The 26,055-nt window shown below is 39.9% G+C and carries 12 protein-coding genes and 1 pseudogene; 2 read left to right on the top strand and 11 right to left on the bottom strand.

Translation table 11 applies throughout. The annotated features are described in order from the left end of the window. The 10 genes and pseudogenes from PPA03S_RS15510 to PPA03S_RS15470 form a co-directional block, all read right to left on the bottom strand. Positions 1-5,993, bottom strand: a 5,993-nt coding sequence (locus PPA03S_RS15510; RefSeq protein WP_062324200.1) for a non-ribosomal peptide synthetase, incomplete at its 3' end; no start/stop codon positions are given. 30 nt (positions 5,994-6,023) lie between these two features. Further along, positions 6,024-15,275 carry an aminotransferase class III-fold pyridoxal phosphate-dependent enzyme gene (locus PPA03S_RS15505; RefSeq protein ID WP_062324199.1) on the bottom strand — a complete coding sequence of 3,084 codons (9,252 nt, stop codon included), beginning with the start codon at positions 15,273-15,275 and terminating at the stop codon, positions 6,024-6,026. 22 nt (positions 15,276-15,297) lie between these two features. After that, entirely contained in the window at positions 15,298-16,506 is a 1,209-nt protein-coding gene (locus tag PPA03S_RS15500; RefSeq protein ID WP_062324198.1) for an ACP S-malonyltransferase, read from the bottom strand. A 44-nt stretch (positions 16,507-16,550) separates the two neighbouring features. After that, complete coding sequence (locus PPA03S_RS15495) at positions 16,551-17,588, bottom strand: GntG family PLP-dependent aldolase (protein WP_062324197.1); 1,038 nt, start codon at positions 17,586-17,588, stop codon at positions 16,551-16,553. 27 nt (positions 17,589-17,615) lie between these two features. After that, on the bottom strand, positions 17,616-18,581 hold the full coding sequence (locus PPA03S_RS33700; protein ID WP_245683633.1) for an ATP-grasp domain-containing protein: 966 nt from the start codon (positions 18,579-18,581) through the stop codon (positions 17,616-17,618). 258 nt (positions 18,582-18,839) lie between these two features. After that, positions 18,840-19,895: pseudogene (locus PPA03S_RS33695) on the bottom strand (PLP-dependent cysteine synthase family protein); the annotation flags it as partial. 48 nt (positions 19,896-19,943) lie between these two features. Then, complete coding sequence (locus tag PPA03S_RS15485) at positions 19,944-21,434, bottom strand: argininosuccinate lyase (RefSeq protein WP_062324195.1); 1,491 nt, start codon at positions 21,432-21,434, stop codon at positions 19,944-19,946. Positions 21,435-21,883: 449 nt separating this feature from the next. Beyond that, complete coding sequence (nagA, locus tag PPA03S_RS15480; protein WP_245683630.1) at positions 21,884-23,095, bottom strand: N-acetylglucosamine-6-phosphate deacetylase; 1,212 nt, start codon at positions 23,093-23,095, stop codon at positions 21,884-21,886. Beyond that, positions 23,092-23,820, bottom strand: coding sequence for a glucosamine-6-phosphate deaminase (gene nagB / locus PPA03S_RS15475; protein WP_062324194.1), 729 nt, complete (start codon positions 23,818-23,820; stop codon positions 23,092-23,094). The genes nagA and nagB overlap by 4 nt, the downstream gene beginning before the upstream one ends. A gap of 4 nt (positions 23,821-23,824) precedes the next feature. Beyond that, positions 23,825-24,688 carry a MurR/RpiR family transcriptional regulator gene (locus PPA03S_RS15470; RefSeq protein WP_062324193.1) on the bottom strand — a complete coding sequence of 288 codons (864 nt, stop codon included), beginning with the start codon at positions 24,686-24,688 and terminating at the stop codon, positions 23,825-23,827. 241 nt (positions 24,689-24,929) lie between these two features. On the opposite strand from PPA03S_RS15470, the gene PPA03S_RS15465 reads away from it, so the two are divergent. Together PPA03S_RS15465 and PPA03S_RS33690 are read left to right on the top strand one after the other, a co-directional pair. After that, positions 24,930-25,283 carry a hypothetical protein gene (locus tag PPA03S_RS15465; RefSeq protein WP_062324192.1) on the top strand — a complete coding sequence of 118 codons (354 nt, stop codon included), beginning with the start codon at positions 24,930-24,932 and terminating at the stop codon, positions 25,281-25,283. Positions 25,284-25,397: 114 nt separating this feature from the next. Next, positions 25,398-25,640 carry a hypothetical protein gene (locus tag PPA03S_RS33690; protein ID WP_217998943.1) on the top strand — a complete coding sequence of 81 codons (243 nt, stop codon included), beginning with the start codon at positions 25,398-25,400 and terminating at the stop codon, positions 25,638-25,640. Between the two features lie 150 nt (positions 25,641-25,790). Here the strand turns inward: PPA03S_RS33690 and PPA03S_RS15460 are convergent, their stop codons facing one another. Then, positions 25,791-26,015 carry a helix-turn-helix domain-containing protein gene (locus PPA03S_RS15460; protein ID WP_017692532.1) on the bottom strand — a complete coding sequence of 75 codons (225 nt, stop codon included), beginning with the start codon at positions 26,013-26,015 and terminating at the stop codon, positions 25,791-25,793. Positions 26,016-26,055 lie beyond the last annotated feature (40 nt).

Genomic DNA, 26,055 nt, shown 5'->3' with positions numbered 1-26,055 from the left:
GGTGTTAACGGTAATTCTTCTAATTCCATATACGCTGTTGGGAGCATATATTCAGGAAGCGATTGTTGTAGGTATTGCCGTATAGCCTGATGGCTCGGCCATGGCATAACTGGTTTGCGTACTAGGTACGCTACCAGTTGCGCTTCATCCCCCACTTGAACTGACACCACCACAGCATTTTCAATCGACTCATGTTGCAGTAACTGGCTCTCAATTTCAGACAGTTCGATCCGGTAGCCTCTGATTTTTACTTGCTGATCCATGCGTCCCAAGCACTCCAGTATCCCCTGGTCGTTGTATCGTGCCAAGTCACCCGTTCCGTACATCTTGCCGTCACCCGTGAACTCATTGTCCACAAATTTCTCTTCGGTAAGTTCTACCCGGTTCCAGTATCCATTCGCTACACCTTCTCCGCCTATATAAAGCTCACCAACTACACCAACAGGAACAGGTTCTTTGCGACGATCCAGCACATACATTTGGGTGTTTGCAATTGGGCGGCCAATTGGAATCATCCCTTCCTGTTCTCTGACGTGGTGTATCGCTGACCAGATCGTGGTCTCGGTAGGTCCATACATATTCCAAAGTTCCTTGCTTCTGGCCTGCAATTGACTTGCCAATTCTCTCGACCAGCTCTCGCCTCCACACAAAATCCTTAATACCTTGCTTCCTTCCCATCCAGCAGCGAGTAATAACTGCCACGTAGAGGGTGTAGCCTGCATAATCGTTGGTTTCTTCTCTTCGATCATGCGTGCTAACTGGATACCATCCGTCGCGATCTCGCGGTCAACTAAGATGACTCCCGCACCTGTCGTGAGGGGCAGAAATAGTTCCAATAAGCTAATGTCAAAAGAAATCGACGTTACGGACAGTAAGCGATCTTCCTTACTCATGCCTGGTTTTTCGGACATGCTGGTTAAGAAATTACTCAAGGCTTGATGAGAAATCTCCACGCCCTTGGGTTTCCCCGTTGATCCTGACGTGTACAAAATATAAGCCAGCTCCCCTGGCCCCGGACTATCGTCGACGGAACTACGTTCGACCATGACCGCTGACGAAAGCAGTGCCTGTACATTCAAGCTCGGAATCGCATGAGATTCCCAAGTAACAGCTGTAGTGTTATCAAGAATCAGCAACTGAGCCTCCGAATCGGCTAACATGTACGCTAGCCGCTCTTGTGGAAAATACGGATCTAGCGGCACATAAGCACCACCAGCTTTCCAGATTGCCAGAAGTGAAACGACCAGATCAGGGGAGTTCCGCACACTGATGGCTACCCTTGTTCCCTGGACGATGCCTTGTTCACGCAAAACAGCTGCACACTGATTTACTTTTTGTGCAAGTTCCTGATAACAGAGCTGCTCCTGAAGATGCTCCACAGCGATTCGGCTCGGATATCGTTCAGCCATTTCTTCGAAGCGCTGAATCGTGGTGTACTGTCCTGCGCCCTTCCGTTCAGTTGCATTCCACTGATACAACTGTTGATTGCGCTCATCACCAATAACTAAAGGAATACTCTCAATTTTTATGTTTGGAGTTTTCAAAACAGATTCAATGATAAGCATAAAATAATTCATCCAATGACTTACCGTAGCTTCATTGAAGATATCCATTCTATATTGTAGTTCCAGTTTGAGTCCCTCTTTAACCTCAGTGGCCAATAATAAAATATCAACATCGATGTAATAATTTTTAGTGGAACGTAATTGGATCTTCATTTGATCCGTCAAAAGATCATCTTCTAATTGGATAAGCTGAAATTGACTATTATATAATGTAGGACGATTAAAATTACGCTCTAATTTCAGATCCTCCACCAATAAATTGAAGGGATATTCACTGTTTGAATAAGCTTCTAATGTAATGGTTCTATTTCTCTCCAATATATCCAGAAATGACGGATCATCTTCAAAGTTCATTCTAATGATTAAATTATTTACAAAAAATCCCACAACGTCTTCAAATTGCATTTGATGCCTTCCTGCCTCTGGCGTACCAATAATCAAATCCTTTTGTTGACTAAGCCTGGTTAGAAGAACACCATATAGGGATGAAAGGGTAACGAACAAACTGGTGTTATGTTCTAATGACAATTTTTTCATCTTCTCTAATTGAGCTTTATTCACAAAGCCCTCTACTTGACTTGAACTAAAATTGGACGTAATTGTACTTGAATCGTCGGCAGGCATATTCAAAATAGGTAAGTTCCCTGCCAGTTGATCAAGCCAATAGGCTTTCATTCCCTCCAATTCTCCATTTTCAAGTCGCTTGTTCTGCCAATTCGCATATTCCTTATAGTGATATTCTGCTGAATTTGGCTTCGGAGTAAACTCAGTATTCGTAGTATACGACTCGTAAAACCCCATTAAGTCCTTAACGATAATTCTCCAAGACCAATAATCGCTTATAATATGATGCATACTCATCCAAATGATGAAATGATCAGCTGATACTTCTGTGACTTGTACTTTAAATAAAGGCCCCTGTTCTAGATCAAAAAAACAATTCTTTTCTTCATATTCCATTTGATTGATTTTGTTCATTTGAGAAGTCTGATCCAAACCTGAGATGTTCTCAACCTTCACCTCTATGTTCGCTTGGGAAGTAATGCATTGTACAGGCACTCCTTCATTGAGCATAAAGGTAGTGCGGAGCGATTCATGCTTATCCACCAGTGCCACAACTGCTTTTTGGAAAGCAGCCAAATTCAATTTCCTCTCAAAATCCAAAGAAACCAACATATTGTATGAATGATTGTGAGGTTCTAACAAATGTAAAAAGTAAAGCCTTTGTTGCGCGTTTGACATGGCATAGAATGCATGAGTAGCTAGTTTCTCTATACTTTGCTGTTCATGAACAGCAGCGGTAGAGATCCCACTCAGAAAAAGCGCAAGTTCTCTGATCGTTTGATGTTCAAACAGAGTTCTAATGGAAACATCGATACCTAGTTGTTGCTTTAAACGTGAACGCACTTGAATAGTCTTTAATGAGTTTCCACCCAGCGAGAAGAAAGTTGCCTCGACACTGATCTTATCTAGACTGAGTACATCTATCCATATCCGTGTAATCGTATTTTCCCAATATCCTTCTGGGGACACATAATGATCTTCCGAAAATGAGTTAGTCCCGAGGACTGGCAAAGCTTTCCGATCAATTTTACCATTTTGGTTAAGAGGCATTTCCTCCAGCATCATCATTCGTTTTGGAATCATGTAATCTGGCAATAATGCTTCCATGTATTGCTTCAATTGACCTTCACTTATATTGGAATTCAAAACAAGATACGCCGCAATTTCGCTCTCCCCATTGTCTCTTGCTTCAGCCACTACAATGACTTGTCTTACCTCATCATGTTTCAGTAACACAGATTCAATTTCGCCTAGCTCAATGCGTAAGCCTCGAATTTTGACTTGAAAATCACTTCGAGAAATAAACATAAGCCTGCCATCTGGCGTGTATCTCCCTAAATCCCCTGTTTTATAAAACTTTTGTATTTCCTCCCCATGCAGTTCATATCTAAAAAAAGAAGCATCTGTGCGTTCAATGTCATTCAAATATCCTCTTCCCACACCGATCCCGCTGATATATATTTCGCCGGTACAGCCAATAGGAAGCATCCGTCTCCATGTATCCAATACATAATGTTTCATATTCGGTATGGGCTTACCCAATTCGACATAATGATCATCATAATGGTAATCCTTATCAATAATAATATGGGACGTATCATCAGAGCATTCAGTAGCCCCGTATGTATTTACAATTTTCACATCCGGGTAACTGTATAGCCAGCGTTGTAATAACGGAACCGAAAGTCCTTCTCCTGTTGAAATCATATATTGGAGATGTTCTAAATTGAATTTGCTCTCTGTTGCACTCTGAAGGAATAATTCACTAATTGCAGGTACCATCTCTAACACATTTACTTGGTCTGTACATACCGAATTCAATAAGCTCAGAGGATCCATGGCAACATCGTTTGGATATATAATAACTTGCCCTCCGACCATAAGAGGGGCTAAAAATTGCCACACTGAGATATCAAAACAGTGCGAAGCATTCTGTGCGACGATACTCTTTTCATTCAAACCTAACAAGTTAATTTTGGAATATAAATGATTGAGCATGCCCTCATGTTCTATCATGGCTCCTTTGGGTTGCCCCGTAGAACCAGACGTGAAAAACACGTTTGCTAGATTATTTTTTGAATGAATGACGTTCAAATTGTTCGTTGTGAAACCATCGAGAGGATCCTCCCCCTCTATAGTTCCAGTACTAGAATGAATGGCAAATAACTTCGGTCGTTTGGTCGAATGCTGGAAAATATCGACGTATCGGCTTTGCGTTTGATGATCAGTGAGCACAATTTGGATATTCCCACTATCTACGATGTGCTGTAGTCGCATATCGGGATAGGAAGGATCCAGTGGAACGTATGCACCGCCCGCCTTCATAACAGCAACTATACTTATAAGCATGCCTATGCTTCGATCAGCCCATATACCTACCAGATCATCTGGCTTGAGATGTTGATCCCGGAGCCATCGTGCCATCTGATTTGCTCTATCATTTATTTCTCGATACGTTATCGATTGTGTATTGCATTTGACAGCAATTTTATCTGGATGTTTTCTTACTTGTTCTTCAATAATTTCATTAATCGTATGGTTAATAGAAAATAGAGGAATAGAACTTTGATTAAAATCATTCATTAAAAGATTTTGCTCGATCTCTGGCAATATATTTAAGGTATGAAGCTTTTCATTTATTCCTAATACCACACTTCTCAAAATGGTCTGAAAATGAACCATAATATGTTCCAATTGATCAAGTGTTGCCCCGCTTGAATTATGCAATTCAATGGTCCATCTCATTCCCATTGTGATGAAGATTTCCATAAATGATTGACTCTCTTTGAACAACACAACAGGTGATATCTCTGTAGATAGACCCTCCTTAACCGTTATGTTTGTATCAAATAAAGACCTGTCCGAGTGGGAATGGTTATAATTTTTCATCATCGTGGCCGTCGTGCTGCTGAATGTACTTATAGCATTCAATTGATACTCCACATCTTGGATCACATCAAAGCACTTCTGATTCCGATCTAACCTGACTTGTACTGGCAGCGAATGATTATACGTCCCTATAATTTCATTGATGAAGGGGAACGTTCTGCAATCAGCTGACAGCGCAGAGCCGCAGGCAACATTTTCATCACCCGTGTATATGTGCAACGTAAGCAACCAGGCAGTGTACAATAAGCTATTTATAGAAGTGTTGTGTCTATGGCTACACGCCTGAATCAACCCGATTAGATCTACTGGGAGGTTTGAGGTTATTTTTTTATACTGATCTTGGTTTTCCGAAGTGGAGTGAGTAGTGGGGACTTGAAAAGCCGAAAACAAGTAATCCCCCATCTTATTGGACCAATAATCCTGTGCAGGCTTCCCATCTTGTTCTGCTTCCCATTGAAGATAACTTTTGATATCCCTATACTGTATTTCGTTACCTTGAGCTGCGTTTGCTTGGAACATCCATTTGTTGAATAATAGCTCACAACTATACATATCTATGCTAAGGACATTAAACGTCCATATTAAAACAGATCTGACCTTTCCAAATGTGAGGATAACCAACCTGTGCAACGGCTCTTCACCAATAACAAATTCGTTTCTATACTCTTCTGCAACTTCTTCAATTACAACCTGCTGTTTTTCGGCAGTTAATGTCTCTTTATCCATCCAATGTAATGTAATCGGTCTTGATTTGAGTACAACTTGTACAGTCCTATTTTTCAACGAGCGGAAAACAGTTCGTAACGCTGGAGAATCATCAACTAACGTATCCCATGTAAATTGAATTCGTGCTCTATCTACATTCAAGGGGAATTCAAATAATAGCTGGTTTATGGCATTTTGTTGTAGATGCTCTTTTTGAATGTGAGATAACTCCAGAACTTCAGAAACGTTCTCTTTTGATAGATAATTCATGAAATAGATACACCCTCTGCCAGTAAATTTTTAATTGAACAGATCCTGTAGCAACGTATCTTCATTTAATTTAATTTGTGATAACCTCATCTTCGGGGAATCTATCATTTGATTAAGAACTTGTTCAATTTGCTCAAAAAAAGCTTGGATGGTATCTGCACAAAATTTAGCTTGGTTATAATAGACTTCGAACAAGAGTTGATCTTGGTTATCGAACAGATATATCAACAAATCTAATTTTGTTTTTTCATTCTGATCCATCTCATAACTTCCTAGTACGGAATCCGTTCCCTTAATCTGAAACTCATCCAAGTTACAGAATCGAACATCAATCTCATCGTTCTGAAGCTTGGTCGTGTGCGCATTTTGTCCTATCAGACACACGGAGTATAACGACATAACATGGCCATGCATAACATACTGATCTTGCATAACTAAATCAAAAGGATACTCTTGATTCGTGTATGCTCCAACACATGTCTCGCCGACCCTTTTCAGAACATCTTGCATTGTAGGATTTCCTGATAACTCAGTACGCATGGCAACCGGATTAATGCATAAGCCAATAATGCTCTCCAAATCCGGATGTGTACGACCAGAAAGCGTAGAACCTATCGTAATCATTGTGTGATCCGTTATATGAGCCATCCAAATTTTCAAGGCGGCAAGCACAGTAATGTATGTCGTGGTTCCCCCACTTGAAGCGTTCAACTCATAAACCTTATTTGTTAATTCAGGAGTAATGGTGTATCTATACATCTCCGAGATGCTTTTCTGTTTTTTTATTTTATCCTCAGAATCACTTGGTAATTGAAGAGCTGGAACAAGTCTTTGCAATTTCCCCTTCCAATAATCCTTTTGTTTCTCTACAACTTCAGTCGTAATATGCTTATGCTGCCATAACGAAAAATCCGCATATTGACGAGGCTGAAGTATTCTATTGGGATCCCCTTTTTGATTTAAGGTCGAATATATATTCAAGAAATCATTCAAGAAAGCATAATGGGACCAACCATCGTGACCAATATGATGCACCGATAGCAAGAATATAAATTTTTGATTATCTAGTCGATAAAATCTCATGCGGTAAAAGGATTCCGATGTTAGATCAAATTCTGTATTCTTCTGTATCTGTATATCTTCAGCGATACGCTCGCGTTGTTCTTCATTAGTTCCATGAACCAAATCAAAATACTCAAAGGGGACTCTCAGGAAATCGTGAATTTTTTGATAAAACACTCCCTCTATTTCGGTAATTGTGGTTCTCATGATCTCATGTCGATGAATTAAGACTTGAATGGTCTGCTGAACTAATTCGATATTCAATTCATTGTTAAATTCATAGAGATAAACGTCTCCATACGCATGCCCCGTGAACTGTGCCCTAAACCACACTCTTTCTTGAGCATTGGAAAGTGGATAACAATTCGTTCCATTTAATTTCTTTTCAATTTCCGCCACAAGCACTGATCTATCAGGAATAGGAGCATATTCTTTACTACCGGAATCCTCAAAATTCTCAATGTATCCGCACAGTGCACGGATCGTTGTAGAAACGAACAGCTCACTTAATGGAATAGATACATTAAACTCTTTGTAGATCCTCGAGAAAATCGTTGTGGCTTGTAATGAGTTTCCTCCTAGTTCAAAAAAACTCTCGTCTACTCCGATATCAGTAATGGACAATATCTCTTTCCATATCTCTACTAATTTCTCTTCGGTTATCGACCTAGAAGCTGAGTCTGAAACGACTACATGAACTGATTCATCCAGCATTGGCGTAGAATTATTCAACATGTTTATATGGTCATTTCTTGAGTTCACATGTTTGATTGTCTTTGGTACCCAGTATTCTTTCAAGTTTTGCAACAGTTTCTTCCTCATGAGAGAAGGATCAATTGAAGTATTGCCTTGAACATAAGCGATAATCTCATTTCCCTCATCTTCTACGCGCACTTCACAATGAATTACTTCTTCAGCGAATTCCCCGCAAATGTAAGTTTCTAAAAGTTCTAAAAAAACGGGATTTCCTTTTATCCAAGCGAGCTTAGCATCAGAATTTAATGTCGTCACCCTATGCTCTAGTTCGTGATCAAAGATTATTTGATCTAATTGCATATGTTCATTGTCAGTAATATGGAGCACAAGTTCATTAAAATAATTCACCCACTGGTCTATCACATGTTCTTGAACTAACTGTGTATTCACATCTAATTCGAACCACAGCTCTCCACTTACCTCCATCACATTCATGAAGAGATCATATTTGGAGTATTGGATTGGAGTGGAAATGAGTTCAACATCCAGATCGTGAAATTTCGTTTTTGGGATAGGCCTGTCCATATTAAAAAGAATGTTTAATTCAGGTACGTTGTTAAAATCCAATGAATCTATAAACATGGAGAATGGAAACTTCTTCACGTCTTCTAATTCATTCATCACTTCTTTTAAAGAAGTTAAATAGTCTCTAAATGAACCCTTCTTGTTTATGCTACTGACCACAGGTAGAACACTAGCGCAATTGCCAATCAAATTATAATTTTGCATTTGTGCTTGACCAGACATTGGAATGCCTATGATTAATTTGGAATGACCTGTTAAACGATGAATAAACACTTTGTACATAGCAAATAAGGTAACAAAAAGACTATTTTGAGAGTTAATACTCAATTTTCTAAGTTTGTTGGTTACGGATTGCTCTAATTTGAAATGGACTCGCTTGCCTTTATATTCTTTTTTAAACATACCTCCGGTGATAGAAGGAATCGCAATACTACGAACGGGTTCTTCAAAAATAGACTGCCAATACTGTACTGCTTTTGTATGTTCTATAGTATTTAGCTGCTTGTCTCGCCAATCTAAATAGTCTCTGAATTGACCCGGTGCAGCTAATTCAATGAGATCGTCTTCATTGCTACAGTATGAGCTATACAGCTTATTGAGTTCGTCCACAACGACGGAAATAGACCAGCCATCAGCAATAATATGGTGAAATGACATTATAAGAATATGAAGACCATCCGCCATTTTAAGCAAATGATATTTCGTTAACATCGAGTCTGAGCTCAGTTCGATCTGATTCTCACTCTCTTTAACCATCCATTCCTTAAAAACCAATTCCTTCTCTTCTCTTATATCCTCTGTAAGATCTATGGTGTTAATCTCCATATTCCCATGCTTCAGAACAATTTGTTGCTCTCCACTCGTATCGATGACTGTTCGAAGCGCTTCGTGTCTATTCGTGATGGTTTGGATTGCTTTCGTTAACTTTTCAATATCAACAGAACCCTTTAATTTCAAGGCCACGCTTTCGGTAAACGCAGCAGATTGATGCTTTCTCGCTTTGGATGCAAACCATAATTGTTTTTGTTCATTCGTAACAGGCAAAATTCCACGCGTTTTTTCAGATTCACTTGTTAGACTTGCTTCGCTAGGCTCTTGTTGAAAGAACGTATACTTTTTCAGCTCGAATATGCTCATATACACAGCACGTAGTATTTTATTAATATCCTCTTCCGTATGAGCTGTCGATAAGAAGCAATTACGCCCTTCCCAAATGTAAACGCCGTTTCTAATCATAAGATAATAAAACAGTTCAATATCAACAAACGATACAAACCTGAAGAGTGACCCGCAGTTGACCATATGAATAGGAACGTTTTCTTGTTTAAAGAAATCATTCAGGGTATGCATTAGTTTATTTGTGCGTTCATTCAATTCCTTTTGCAGGTTAGGGCCGCTATCTTTTAAGTGCTCTAACGTTTTTAACGCAGCCTTCATCGTTATAGGATGAGTGCAGAATGTTCCTCCGACAAACGTCTTGATGTCAGCATGAGGTGGATAGGAATCATCCCCAAATTCCCAATATCCTCCATCCACTGCATCCAAGTATTTTGATTTTCCAGCTACTACACCTATGGGCATCCCACCACCAACGATTTTCCCATATACAGCGATATCTGCATCAATACCATACCATCCTTGTGAACCCCTCAAATCAATCCGAAAACCAGTGATGACCTCATCAAAGATCAAGGCTATATTAGATTCCTTTGTTAAGTTTCTAAGTTCTTGGATAAATGCCTTAGGTTGCAAATCCGGTCTCCGACTCTGGATCGGCTCTACCACTACGGCAGCGATTTCATTTTTATATTGATCCAATATTTCTAACGAATGCGGACTATTATAATTTAGTATGAGAACATCCTTTAAGTAACTTGCCGGGATACCTGGAGCCATAGGTAATGCTTGACCATCATCTGAATCCATATTGGCTACCCCGAGTACCCCATCAAAGGTTCCATGATATGATCCGGAAAATAGGACTATTTTGGATCGTCCACTCTGTGCTCTAGCCAATCGAATAGCCACCATGATCGCTTCGGTGCCAGAATTATAAAAGGCGACCCTCTCGCAACCCGTAATCTCTCGAATTAATTCGGATACTTGGCCTGCCAAATTAGACATAGGACCAAGAGGGGCTGGTTGACTACTAATCTCTTCCTTCAATTCATTCGTTATAAACGAAGGGTTATGCCCAAACAAATTCACTCCGAACCCCATCGTAAGGTCAATGTACTCATTGCCATCCATATCCCATAGTCTCGAACCCATTGATCTTTCCGCAATCACGGGATAAATAATTTCTTTCATGTAGGAACGAAATCCTGAGGCATTACGATTATTAGCATGTGTTTTTCTATAGGTTTGTGTGTACTCTTTAGAACGCTTCGTCTTCTTCGAGTACTCTTCAATAAATGAATCCAAAAAATTTTGCTGTTCTCCAGATAAACCACTTTCCAAATTAATGACAATGGGTTGGAAAGGCACAAATACCTTTTGCTTCGGTTGTAAATCAGCTTGTACAGAAGTGTCTACACTCTTCCTGATGTTGTCAATACGTGTTACTTCACTGTTGCTACCACTAGAAGATATACCAGGTGTTGCAGCGGGTTGGACAGAATCACCATTTTCCATTCTCAATAGCTCTAATTGTTGATTGAATATTTCACTTATGTTCTTTTGGTGGTTGTTTAGCAGATTCAGTTGTTTCTCAATAATATTTAAAAAACCTGAATCACTTGAGTTATTTATTGGTGCTGGCTTACTAACATTTAAGGGAGTTGTCAACTGAGGTTCTTCTCTTCTTCCTTGAGAATGATCCAATTCAATAACTGGGGTATGCTCAGTGATATACTCATTTAACTTATTCAAATTAGTGACCGATTCAAATAACAAATTCACAGGAATATCAACGGAAAACTGTTTCATGATACTAATCTTGACTTGATTCAGCATAATAGAGTCGATACCCATTTCTAAGAAGTGGGAGGAGGTATTTATTTCATCCTTGGAGTATCCGGTTGTTTTTTGAAATATATCTTTTAAACGGTTCATGTTATCGACAGTACTTTTTAATCTTTTTTCCACATTTCCATCCTCCTCCATCATCGCCGCTTTACTTACTACCTTTTCTTTTTGAATCTCGGACAACTCAACCCAGCATCTTTTTTTCAAGAATGGGTATACAGGAAGAGGCACTTTGTTCGGTTTGATTTCACCTGTATACAAATCGAAATTTGCCCCTCGGATATAGCACTCACACAAGTTTTCCAAATCTTTTTTGCTTATCGGAGTCTGTGCGTCATCATATTTGCTCAAGATCTCATTCGCTTGTTTAGAAAAATCCTGGATACGTAGTGATTTTTCATCTTCATGTTCTTTTGGGACTGGTACTCCTGCATTTAGAATTTCTGTCAATTTCCAGTTCAATTCTTCAACCGTATTTGCAACAATACCAATCCGCAGCGGAAAGTGTGTTCTTCCATTGTTAGCCGTATAACATATTTCAGTTATTGTCAAATTAACATTGTAGGATAGAAATTCTGTATATTTTTTTACCAGTTCATATAAAGAATCATGCGTCTTGGCTGACAGTGTAAACAATTGATGAGGATCCGTTATTGATTGGATAGGCTCTTTAGTCCGATTATATTCTTCAATAACAACATGACAATTCGTCCCGCTAAAACCAAACGAACTCACTCCACTGCGCCTAGGGCCATTGTCCACGTTCCAACCAGTCAAATCTTTCGGAATATATAAAGGTGTATCCAAGAAATTAATGTTACGGTTAGGTTGTTTAAAATGGGTTAATGGCGGTAATTCCTTATGCTGCAAACAAAGTATCGTTTTAATCAAACTAGCGATACCTGCTGCTTCATAAAGATGCCCAATATTCGCTTTGACTGACCCAATTCCACAAAACTGTTTGTTGAAAGTATGCTTTTGGAACGCCTTACTAATAGCATTAATCTCTATAGGATCCCCTAAAGGAGTACCTGTTCCATGCGTTTCAATATACGAAATGGTTTCTGGCTCAACCTCAGCGTTCTCCCACGCTTTCAAAATCAGCTTGGTCTGGGATTCTGTATTAGGAGCTGTCATACTCACCGTTGCTCCGTCTTGATTTATCGCACTTCCTTTGATAATGGCATGGATATAATCCCCATCCGTAATGGCTTGTTTTAACGGTTTTAGCAAAATCGAGGCCACACCTTCTCCAGTTCCCGTACCATCAGAATCATCATCAAAGCTTCGGGCTCTATCATCTGATGATTCCATGCCAATTCCCGTCTTGATCGGAAGGAGAAGCGTCCTCACACCTCCAGCGATAGCAAGTTCACTTTCCCCTTTTATAATGCTGTCACAGGCCATATGTACGGCTACTAGCGAGGAAGAACACGCCGTGTCAATCGTTATTGCAGGCCCTTTAAAATTCAGTAAATATGAAATTCGACCTGGTATAATCGATGAAAGATTGCCAACAGCATATTGTGCTATGGAGTCATTTCCATGTTCAGACAATAAACGTTCGTAGTTATAGCCAATCTTAGAGGCTCCTACATAAACGCCGACATGACGTCCAGATAGCTGTCCCCCACCATATCCTGCATTTTCAAGGGTGTGCCAGACCGTTTGTAGAAAGAGTCTCTGATTAGGATCCATGAGCTCTGCTTCTTTGGGTGTCATTCCAAAAAACGAATAATCAAATTTATCTATTTCTTTGAGAAATCCGCCCTCAATAAGCGTGGAATCTTCGCCAATGCTATTCATAAAATGACGTGCATCGATTTCCCGCTCATCATTCAATAGAGTAATGGCGTCTTGCCCGGTAGCAATCAATCTCCAGTACTCATCTAAATCTTCTGCTCCAGCAAATTTACCTGACATTCCTATAATAGCGATATCATTTTCCTTGTATTCTAATGGGAGGTTACCAACCTCTTTTTCTCGTTCTGCTATTGGTTTCACATTAATCTCATTAATCTCATTACTTTCATTACCTAAGAGATACTTTGCTAACTGATTGATCGTAGGATAAGAGAAAAAGTCGGAAGTCGGGATAATAATATTCAATTCATCTTCTAATTGGGTTGCAATCTCTGTCAATTGTAAGGAAGATGCTCCAATTTCAAAGAAACGATCATCCTTATTCATATCATTGACCTTCAACACATCTCTGAATATCTTTACTAGTTTCTCTTCCAATTCCCCAACATTTACTTTTGGGCTTTCAACATTATTTGATGAATTGCCTTCTAAAGATTGGGAACGATACACACCTCTGGAATATTCATCAGCCAATTTGAATCGTTGCACTTTCCCGCTTGTTGTTTTAGGCAATTGCCGAATAGGTACCACATCTGCAATTTTCCATCCGGTTTGCTCATTAATATAACCTTTCAATTGAGTAGAATACGTAGAGAAATCCTTGGTATGATCTTTATGCACCACAAAAAGTATAATTTGATCTTCGTTTATCGTTGGGTCGTGTACGCCACATGCAGCGACTTTCCCAAGTTCGATATTCTCGAATCCTTCAGCGACTCTTTCAATATCATGAGGATACACATTTTGTCCATTCACAAAAATAATATCTTTGTATCTTCCAATCACATATACTTTTCCATCTGCAACGAATCCCAAATCTCCTGTTCTAGTCCAACCGTCTAACGTTTTTAATTTGGAGGTAGCTTCTTCGTTATGATAATAACCTTTGGTCACATTTCTTCCTTTTATTTGAATGTGTCCGTAGAACCGGTCCGGTATTACAAGATCGTTATCGTCTGTAATTCGCAAATCGCAGTTATCAAAAACAGTACCTACATCAACAACTGATAAACCCTCTTCTAAATCGCTAGCTGCATGTACAGCACTACCTATACTTAATAATTCTCTGTTTAGTAATAGGGGCTCTGACGTTAATTTCCCTGTCGCAACCCCCACCGAGGCTTCAGCCAGTCCATAAGATGCAAACATGGCGTCTGTTCTCAGATGATATGGAGCCAAACATTGCATTAAATTCATACTGACTTGATGTGCTATTGGCTCTGCTCCATTTAGAATAATTCTTAAATTAGATAAATCCCAATGATCTGCATTTTCTTTTTTGAATTTTGAATAGAAGTATTTAAGTCCAAAATTAGGAGAAGCCGTAACGGTGGTTTTATGATCGCTTATTTTTTTCATCCATAACATAGGGCGACGTATAAAAGTTGAAGTGGCGATAAGATGCTGATTTAACCCATTAATTAAGGGTAAGAGATGGAACACAATTAATCCCATATCATGTGTTAATGGCATCCATGACAACGTAGAATCTTTTTCTGTTATACCTAGATGACTCATAATATCTTTGATGTTGTACATTAGATTCTCATGTGTAAGGATTACTCCTTTGGGTGAACCTGTTGAGCCGGAAGAGTACTGAATGAACGCAATCTCTTCGCTTGTCGTCAATACGCATGAATGATTTTTGTTATAGGCTTGTGCATCGTTCTCTTCGCAGAATAACACCCTCTCTTGTACATTCAGAGAATACGGTAGGGTGATAGTCGATTTAGAATGAAGTCTATTAAATACAGAATGATCTGTAATTATGTACGGGTTTTTAAGGGTTGCCCATATTTCAAATAATTTTTTTCTATGTTCGTTATTATTTCCTGTAGCCACAGGAACTGGGATGATTCCACCAAGAATACATGCCCAATAATAAGTTACAAATATATTCATGTCCTTCTCTTCAAAATAAAGAACCAATTCATTACCAGAGCTTACCCCTTTGCTTTTGAGATACTCTAATGTATGAATTGCATCGGAATATAGTTGTTTGTAGGATATAAATGTTGTATTGTTGTCCCCATTAATAAAATTAATACCGCGATCTTCGACCTCACTTACTCTTTTAAAAGCCTCTATTAAAGAAGTAGGAAAATTCATTTTAACAACTCCCACTGAAATTTTATTTTAGGCGTGTTTTTCTCAACAAATTCTTTATCAGACTTTCTTGTTCTTCCAATGGAACATTCTTTAAACTGCATATCTCCAACACATATTGGATTATTTGCCCATCTACATTTTCATTATTGTTTTTGTTATTTTTCAAATCTTCTATTTTTCGATAGATTTCATAAATTTGGGAATTATTGGAATTTGTATGGTTATGATTTTTCATCACAATACTGTGATTCAAAAACTCATCAATAAACGAAAAATCATATTTATTTTCTTCCGAATCATTGGTATATATTTCTAATATAGATCTCACATGATCCACATCTTTGCTTGTACTAAAAGATAAAAATTTAAAACTATTCTTATTTGGATCGATCATATTTCCTAATACTTTTCTTGGTCCAATTTCGACAAAGATTTTTGCACCATATCTGACTAAGTTATCCACTGTTTCTCTCCATCTAACCGGTTTGGTAACTTGCAACACCAACATTTTTTTCAACGTATTCAGCGTATGAGGAAGAGCATCCACGTTAGATAAAACTGGGAAATCCCCCTTATTCACCTCTACATTACTTAATACATCGAACATTTTATTTGCTGCACTTTGCATTGTATCGTTATGAAATGCTCCTGAATTACTGATCACTTTATAATGGATATTTTTCTCTTCAAGTTGGGTTATGAACATTCCTGTAGCTTCAGTAGTTCCCGAAAATACCTTGTGTAATTTTGAATTATCACATGCGAGAGTTAGATCTCTCCAACGTCTCCTTGTACGATCATAAATTTCTTCTACATCTGAATAATTGGAATGCATTATCGCAATCATTTGCCCAGGAAACTGATCAGAGGCTGCTTGCATCAATTCGCCTCGTGCTTTAACAATGTTCAAAGCATCCTTAAATGAGAAGTGTCCACTACTGACCAAAGCAGCGTACTCTCCTAAACTATGACCAGCAGCTACGGACGGTCTTGATCCAATTACATTTTGATATACTCGAAACGCTGCAATAGTGACGGCGAGAATCATGGGCTGTGCTTCCCGAGTATTATTTAGGTTATAATCCGCCCTCCAGCATTTTGTTATATCCATGTTGATGATTTCACTTGCTTCTTCAATTGTCTGGTTTGCTAGTGAAAATGATGTACACAGTTCTTTTCCCATACCAATATATTGAGAACCCTGCCCTGGAAAAATTAAAGCTACTGACATAGTACCCTCCCTCTTTTCAGCGAATAATAATCATTTCCTTCGTCTTACCCAGCCAAAATGGAATGTATTATTTTAAGTGTTTTTTCAACATCAGTAGAGTTAATACCTGAATGAGTAACTACTCGAATTCTGTCAGTGCCCAGTTCAGCCAGATTAAGCCCTCTCCCATGTGCTTCCTTGATAAAGGTATCTGTTGTTAGCTTGGATGGATCAATACGAAAGAATACAATGTTGGTTTCGACGTTTTCAATATCTATAATGACTCCAGGTATATTGGCTAAACCTTCAGCCAGCAGCCTCGCATGTTCATGATCCACAGTTAATCTTCTGATGCTTTCTTCTAACGCTATTAATCCTGGAGCTGCTATGATTCCTGCTTGTCTCATTCCTCCCCCTAACATTTTGCGGATTCGATACACTTTATTGATAAACTCTTTTGAACCTGCAACCATAGAACCGATCGGAGAAGACAACCCTTTAGATAAACAGATTTGTACGGTGTCTGCATATTCAGTAATTACCTTTGGTTCGACCCCTAGAGAAATTGCTGCATTAAAAAGCCTTGCTCCATCCATATGCACAGGTATATTTTTATCCACTGAAAATAACTTCAATTCCTCGAGGTACGATAAGGGTAAGACCCTTCCCCCCATTCGATTATGCGTGTTTTCAATACAGATTAATGATGGAATCGCAAATTGTGGGTCGTCCATATCCTTTGGAAATACTTCTTCTAAATCTTGAATTCGCAGCGTTCCATCCAACATAGTTGGAATTTTCTCGTACATAATGCCTCCACATACTGAAGCACCTGCAGCTTCATAGATATAAATGTCACTTTCATCCCCCACAAGAATTTTCGACCCCCTTGGACAGTGAGCCATGATTGATGACAAATTCGCCATTGTACCACTAGGCATCAAAATCGCTGCTTCTTTTCCCAAGATTAAAGCGGTTTCCTCCTCTAGTGCTCTGACTGTAGGATCTTCACCATACACATCGTCTCCAAGAGTTGCATTTTGTATAGCCTCCATCATCCTTGGTGTTGGAAGAGTAAACGTATCACTTCTAAATTCAATCATATTCTGCTCCTTATCCATTCGGAATGTTTACATTGTTTTTCGACCAACTGGTAGTGGGTCGATAGAATACGTAATCAACTGATCAATTTGCTCTAGTAGTTGATTCACTTGTTCATACGAGCTTCCAGCAACGATAACATGCCCTATTCTATGCGAGAAATTTTCAGGTGCCTGCACCGCTTCTCCTTCATTCACATGAATAGAGATACATTTCACTTCTGGCATCTCTGTAATTTGTTCCAAGTTATTTATGCTGCGTAAGATACCTGATTCTTTCACTGTAAAAAAGTAAATCCCTGATGCCCCTAAGTTCTCTTTAATAAATTCCGGCTTTACACCTACTGAACTTAAAATTTGGCTGTTTAGCAAATCTATTCCTGTGGAATTCTTAACAAGTTCAGGTATCATACCTCCAGGTAAACGAGCATTCGTTTCAATAACATATACGCCTCTGTCCGTTAGTTTAATTTCAGTATGTGAAGCACCATAAGTGAAGTTAACGGCTTTAAGTGTTGAAGCGACCATCTCTATCATCTGATTTTCCATTTCATTAGAAAGCTTCGCTGGGAATATATGTGCATATTCAACGAAGTAGGGGCTTCCCGTTACAGCCTTCTCTGTGATCCCAATACACTCCGGGACGCCGTCCCATGAGAACATTTCAATACTAAATTCAGGACCTTGAATGTACTCTTCCACTAATACCGTTTGCATTGTTTTTTGACCACGTCCGTTGAACTCAATTTTCAGGATCTTTAAAGCATGTTCCTCTAACTCTTCCCATGAAGAACATAAGCGTACATTGTTGGATCCACTATCATCTGCAACTTTACAAACACAGGGGAATTCAATTTCAGTACGGAGTGAATTCAAGTCAGATTCCGATTTTATTATGTCGTATTTCGGTTGTTTAATGCTGCACTCTTGAAGTTTGTCTCTGAAAAGAGCTTTATTCCGACAAATATGTATGGACTCACGGCTATTTCCTTTCATATCAAAATATTCAGCTAATTCAGCAACCGTTTCTAAGTAAAAATCACTTGTAGTCATAACTCCTGCGATTGGTTGGATATGCTCTTTAACCAGAGCCTGGTACAAACTTGCTTTATCATTCGTCTCAGCGGTAACGACAACACAATGATCATGACCCAAATTTCGGTATAAATCTGGATTCCTAGAGATCAACACAGGTTCATAATTTAAATCCTTCGCTTTTCTTAGTGCTTGCATCCCCGTTCCTGTTGTATTCGATTCAATAAACACAAGGCGTTTGTTGCATTGCTCCTTTGTCAGAGTAGCATACGCCCAAGAATCTGCAATCGTATTTAGTTCAATACGTCTAGGCGCCGTTTTGATCTTTCCTAAAAACAAGTTATTTCTTTCATAGTATTCTTGGTTATAGATATTGTTAGCATATCGATCTCCTCTATCAGGGAAAATCGCAACGACATTACAGGATACCTTTGCTTGTTCTGCTAGCCACTTAGCAACATGATAAGTGGATCCGGAACTGTTTCCTGCAAAGATTTGCTCTTGGAAAGCAAGTTGTAGGGTAGCATTGAATGCTTCTTCATCGTTTAACCAATGTACTTCATCAATAATATTAAAATTAACATTAGGGGCAATTAAGCTGTTTCCCAATCCACCCTGTAGCCGTCCTGGTTGATCAGGTTGACCGAAAATCACACTACCAACGGCATCAACAGCAACCACTTTCAAATTCGGATTATATTTTTTTAACGTTTGAGCTGTTCCAGATAGTGAACCCCCACTTCCTACGGATCCAACCAGAATGTCTACTCTACCAATATCCTGCATTATCTCCATGGCCATATCCTCATACGCATTTTGGTTTTCAGGATTTTCATATTGTCGCGGCCAAAAAGCATCAGGAAATTGCTGTAGTAGAGTATCTAACAATTCCAAACGTGCCGTTTGCCACCCTCCCTCTGACCCCATTTTCGTTACAATATGAATAATGCACCCCAGTGATTCTAACTTAGCATGTGTGACTCTATCTATACGTGGGTCTGTAACAATATGTACAGGATGTCCCATACAACGCCCGACCAGAGCAAGCCCACAAGCCATGGTTCCAGAAGAACTTTCGATAATGGGGGCTCCTTCTTTCAACACTCCTGATTTCTTAGCACATTCTATTACTCTTTTGGCAACTCGATCTTTCATTCCAAATGGATTCATCAGTTCTAGTTTGGCAAATAACTTTCCTTGATGTATTGGGGTGGCCGTCGTCTTTAATTGAATTAGAGGCGTATTACCGATCAGATCTACCATATTCTCATTCATATTTTGTTCCCCCTACCCGTTTTTTTCTCATTACTTATTCTATTTTTATTAGTTCAAAAAACTTGATAGTTGATCTTCTCTTTCACTTTCCGCTGTTGATAGTTTCGCTAGTCTGGACATCAAGTTACTCTTACACTTCGTAACCTCTTCCAGTTGAAAATCAATACTTTTTTGTACTATAGAGGGATTAGTAGATCCGTGGGATTTCTTCAAGTTCAGGTTATTCTCTACATCAAAAGACAACGCGAGTATTTCAGTCGGGTTGTGGATACTAAATCCTTCTTCAGCGCATTTTTGTTCTAGGATGTGGACGTTGTATTCTTCGGGTGAAAGATTCATACGCATCGCTTCCATAATGTAGCGACCCGTTATAACTTGAGATTTTCTATAAGGAATGTTTTCTCTAATCGTTAAAAAATTTGCTAAACTGAATCCGCCAAAATAATCTTTTTTACAGAGATGTAGCATTTTATCCTTGTTAAAACTTAAATGTTGAATAACGAGTGTTAATAGAGTGAGTATGGATTGGCTTGTGTGGGAAAGATCTATGAAGTAAGTAGTGCTTTCTTTCGAGGTTTCGACCAGATTAGTATAAGGAGTATTTTTTTGTCCCAAAATAAAATTGTTATGAAAAGCAGCTACATGTGAACATTTTCCTCTTATACGTTCAATGATAGGGAAATTTTTTTTCTGAGGCATTGCAGAGGAGATCCCCGATAGATTTCCTGGCAAGTCAATAAAATGATATTCACTGCTACCCCACAGCATAAGATCAGTAAGAAATCTAGAAATTAACACGGAGAAAACAGATAATTCGGCAGATATTTGTAATATCCATTGCCTAGAGGCTACCGATTTTAAAGCATTTGAAGAAGTACCCCTGAAACCAAGTAAGCTAGCAAGCGACTCACTATTCCAGTCCAACTCCACTCCAGCCATTGCACCGGCAGTTAGCGGAGATCGGTTGATATTGTCGTAGGTATGCATCCAATTTCTATGTATTTGTATCAGTTCATCAGCCATAGCAGAGAGGTAAAATCCTGGGGTAATAATCTGTGCCGATTGGAAATGGGTGTAACCAGGCATCGGGGTATCTGTATATTGCTTGGCTAAGTTCAATATTTCCTCAATAAAGATACCTAACTTAGTTATTAATTCTAACAATTCTTGACGAGCAAACATAAGTTGGGCGCATGCCTGAACATCATTTCGACTCCGATCCGCATGCCAGAAAGGAACTGACTCAGTCAAAGAGTTTTCAACATGTTTTTCGATTGCGAATAAAATATCGGACATATTATTTTCAGGGCTGGCAACTAATATTTCCTTCGTAATAGATTTCAAAATCTCGTTAATCTCGGCACCTTGGCTTTTACTAATACAGATCATTTTCACGTACTCTAACAACATAACCTGTTCAATATTGATGTAGTATTCCAACAAATTTTCTACTTCATAAATGAATTGTGGCTCTAAAATTTCATCATGTAATATTTTCTCTGGAAAATTATCAATTCTACCAGTAAATACATTCGGCATCTAAAGCACCCCTTTGAATTTCTAATTTCCACATGTTCTTCTTGGGACGTAGATTTAAATTGCTATTCACCTTTTATACAAAAAATAAGGGCTATAAGAACAGAGGCAACTTATACAGTTCTGATTTGGGGATAATTTCACTAAAGAGATCATTCAAATTGAATATATATTCAAACAATACTATTCGTTCAAATAAACCAATGGTTTAATAAGATAGATAAAATATACATTGTTGATGGTTTATTTTCAATATTTTTATATCAAAATCTTCTAATTAGTAGCATTTAATTACTTTTTTATATAAAATAATGCAAAATTCTGAGATTTTCATACAAATGTAAAAAAAACTAAATAGCCACTATCGTTCTCATATCGATAGTGGCTATTTATAACTACACATCCATCTTATAAAATCTCAGCAATCGGATTGATCCTGGGTCATATTTGAATTATTTTTTCTTTATGCCCTTCACCCAAACTTGCTCAATCTCCAACTCACCATTCAGCAAAACCACATCTGCCTGTTTTCCTTTAGCAAATGAACCAGTACGGTGGTCGATCCCAAGTAGACGTGCCGGGGTCAGGCTCGCTGCGCGTGAAGCTGCATTCAGACTCAAGCCTACTTCCTGTACCAGATAGCGGAAACCGCGAATCATCGTGAGCGTGCTTCCTGCCAGTGCGCCTCCGTCTTTCAAACGTGCTACACCTTTCTTAACAATCACAGGCAGGTCACCAATTTTGTATTCACCATCATCCAGCCCGGTAGCAGACATCGCGTCCGTGATCAGTACGATCTGATCGGTAGATTGCTTCAATTGTGCGATGATGGAGATCGCCGCTGGGTGTACATGGATACCGTCTGCAATGACCTCTGCACTGATGCGGGAATCACTGAGCACCGCTCCGGCGGCTCCGGGATTGCGGTGATGGAGCGGTGTCATCGCATTGAACGTATGCACTGCATGATGCAGCCCGGCTTCGACCGCAAGCTGTACTTCTTCATAGGTCGCATCCGTATGCCCTAATGCCGCTGTAATACGCTGCTCGCGCAGCCACGAAATGACTTCCAGCGCTCCCTCACGTTCCGGCGCCAGGGTAACTTGACGGATCAGACCCGGATATTGTTTTTCCCAAGCTTCGAGCCAGGATACATTAGGCAGTACGATATGATCCGGATTTTGTGCGCCGGGCCATTTGGGACTGAAAAAAGGCCCCTCCAGATGTACACCTTCCAGCTGTGCAAAAGGCATGTCGCCGGAACGATAGCTGTCCACTTCAGACAATACCCGATCGAGACTGTCTTTGGGCGCTGTCATGGACGTAGCCAGCATTGCAGTAGTCCCCTGTGTGCTGTGGAATGAAGTGATTTTATCCAACACTTCCTTACTCGCGTCCATAAAATCTTCTCCGTTACCACCATGTACGTGGATATCTATAAATCCAGGGACAATGACGCCATGCTTGGAAACAGGCACAGATACGGCTTCACGGCGAATCTGTTCAGATAATCCCTCTGGTGCGCCAGCATAAAGGATTTTTCCATCCGTCCAGACAAGTACACCATCCTCCATTACACCATCGGGCAGTACGATTTTACCTCGAAGAAGGGAAATGGTTTTTTCATTCTCTTGCTCCTGGTTTTCCATAGGTTCTACGTTCATTTCACCAACCTCCCAGCAGCACGGTCCAGCAATACCACCACATTCGGATGACATTGCAGCAGCGAAGCGGGACATTGTGTTGTAATCGGCCCCATAAAGGCTTCACGAATAATTTCGGCTTTCTCCTCACCACGAGCGATCAGCAAGATTTGTTTGGCTTTTAGAATCGTACCTACACCCATCGTGATTGCCTGCGTCGGAACTTCTTCAATATTATTAAAAAAGCGGGCGTTTGCTTTTCTGGTCTCTTCTTTGAGATCCACCACATGTGTCCGTCCTGTGAGCTCGGTTCCAGGTTCATTAAAACCAATGTGACCATTATGCCCGATGCCCAGCAGCTGCAAATCTACAGGCCCGCGATCGTCAATCCGTTGTTCATAGGAAATACATTCTTGTCCCAAATCCGAAGCCTGCCCATCCGGCACTTGGGTTCTGGCGAGATCGATATCAATATGGGAAAACAATTGTTCATTCATAAAGCTGCGGTAGCTTTCGCGATGCTCTACAGGAAGACCGACATATTCATCCAGATTGAAGGAAGATGCCTGGGCAAAACTGACCAGACCTTTCTGATACAACGTAATAAGCTGTTTATAGATACCTACAGGAGAACTTCCAGTCGCAAGCCCCAGTACAGCCCGGGGTTTCGTCTGTAGCAAACTGGCAATCACACCTGCACCTGTGGCATTCAAATCTTCTTCATTTTCAAAAATACGTATATTCATCTTCTTAGGCACCTCCGTTATGTTGAACTCGATAAGACTGTACATTGTGGTACGATTGTTCCAATTTGGGGATAAAACGGTCAAAGTCGGCACTCACCATACCCGTGAACAAAATATCAATGACATGCAGCAGTGCAATCCGTGAAGCCATATCCCCCCGCCTCATGCCTTCTTCCAGAGAGGATGTAAAAAGCGGAATATCCGACACCCCCGCAAGTTTGTTATTCCCGTAGGATGTCAGCGAAATGGTAGAAGCTCCCGCCTGTTTGGCACAATGCAAAGCATCAATCGTCTCCGGCGTTTCCCCCGAATAGGATACCGCCATCGCCACATCCCCTTCACCTAGTGAAGAAGCCGACGTAATTTGCATATGCGAATCCGAGAAGGCGGTACAGCTTTTGCCGATCCGCACCAGTTTCTGGTAGAAATCCTGCGTAACAATGGACGAGGTTGCAACCCCGTAGAGATCAATGCGACGGGCATGACATAATAACTGAACTGCATGCTCCAGCCTGCCCAGATCCAGCAAGCGGGTGGTATCTGCAATGGATGCGAGATGATTGGCTTCGATCGCTTCCACAATTTTGGATAAAGGATTACCCGCCACGATATCCTGATATGCCGTTTCATTGGATGAATGGGACAATTCTGCAGCCAGCTTCATTTTAAAATCAGGGAAACCCTTAAAATGAAATGATTTGCAAAAGCGGGTTACCGTAGCCGCGCTTGTTCCGCTCTGCTGCGCAAGATGGTTAATGGTCCAGCCCGGAATATCGGATGGAGACTGTAAAATCACCTCTGCTATTCGTCGTTCCTGAGACGGAAGTTCCTTCAGCTCTTGCCGCAACGCATGTAGTATGGCTGCCATAAGCACTCCTTTTTCTGAAAATTATTTTTATAAAATTATAATAAATTAAGAAAATTATTTTTATATCCTCATTTTAATTCAGACTATGTCGCAAATCAAGTGGATTCTCACTGCTTATTCGCCGTAGGCATGATGAAAGATTGAGAAAGCATCTTCTTGATTAAAAAACAGGATTCAGCTTATATTGGAGATAAACTTTGAAGCGAAGTGGATCGTTCATTTCAAGGAAGGAGTACACTTGATGAATCAACGACAACGTCAAAAAATGATTCCTTCCACCTGGATTATTGCCATAAAACAGATCGAAGCTCGTAAATACTATGCCCTGTATGCCATCGACTGGAAGCGCGGAGCACGACTAAGCTGGGAAGGTTGGAGCAGCCTCGCAGATTTATTGAAATTTCATATTCCAATCAAACGTAAAACTGGCGGTACCAAATCCTCCTCCAAACCTGCTGCCAAAATTGCGAAAAAAGCACTCTGTCTGCACCTAAATGAAACACAATACGGTGAATTGGAGCGGCTCTTCTATCAGCCTTTCTCAAAGAAACAATGGAGATCCTTTATTCGGGAGCATGCCAATAACAATATGTAGGTGAGCTATCATGCCATATATGATTAATATTTCCATCACGCTCTGCCCGTAGCAATTGATATCCCCTTGGGATTTCTGCGGGCCGAGCCTCTTACCAAGGGAGCGTGATGATCAATGAAATCTCAGGAACGAAATCAAGCCTATTACAGGCATCACAGAAAGCGCGTCATTCAACGTAAAAAACAGCTTGCTATTCGGTACGGTTGGTCTTACAAGTTCGAAGGGATTTTTGCCAAAGGAAAAATACATTGTTCCTGCTGGTGGTGCTGCGAAAAGACAAATCGTCTTGGCTTCCCTAAATCTGAGTTAACAAAAATAGCCAACTGCGATGAGCAACTTCTGAATCCTGACTTCTGAGAGTATCTATTCAAACCAAGCGATTCCTTCACTTTAGGGATTCGCTTGGTTTTTACTTTTCACCTAAAACAAAAAAGCCTTTCCCCATTCTTCATGATGAAGAATAGAAAAAGACTTTCATGCTGCTTCAATCAACTGTGTAGTATCGCGTCAGATCTTCAGTTCTCCGAGCTTAATCAGCTCTACAACTGCCTGCGAACGACCCTTAACATTGAGTTTCTGCATCACATTCGAAATATGGTTACGCACCGTTTTCTCGCTGATGAATAACTGCCCTGCGATGTCACGCGTCGTTTTGTCCTGAACCAGTAATTCGAATACTTCGCGTTCACGGTGGGTCAACAGAAATTTGCTTTTATGATCGATACCCTTCAATGTTCACCCCTCCTTGCTCGGGTTGTGTTGGTGTAACAAG

The organism is Paenibacillus pabuli NBRC 13638 (genome assembly GCF_001514495.1).
Taxonomy (GTDB): Bacteria; Bacillota; Bacilli; order Paenibacillales; family Paenibacillaceae; genus Paenibacillus; species Paenibacillus pabuli.
This window is presented reverse-complemented; position numbering and strand designations above follow the sequence as displayed.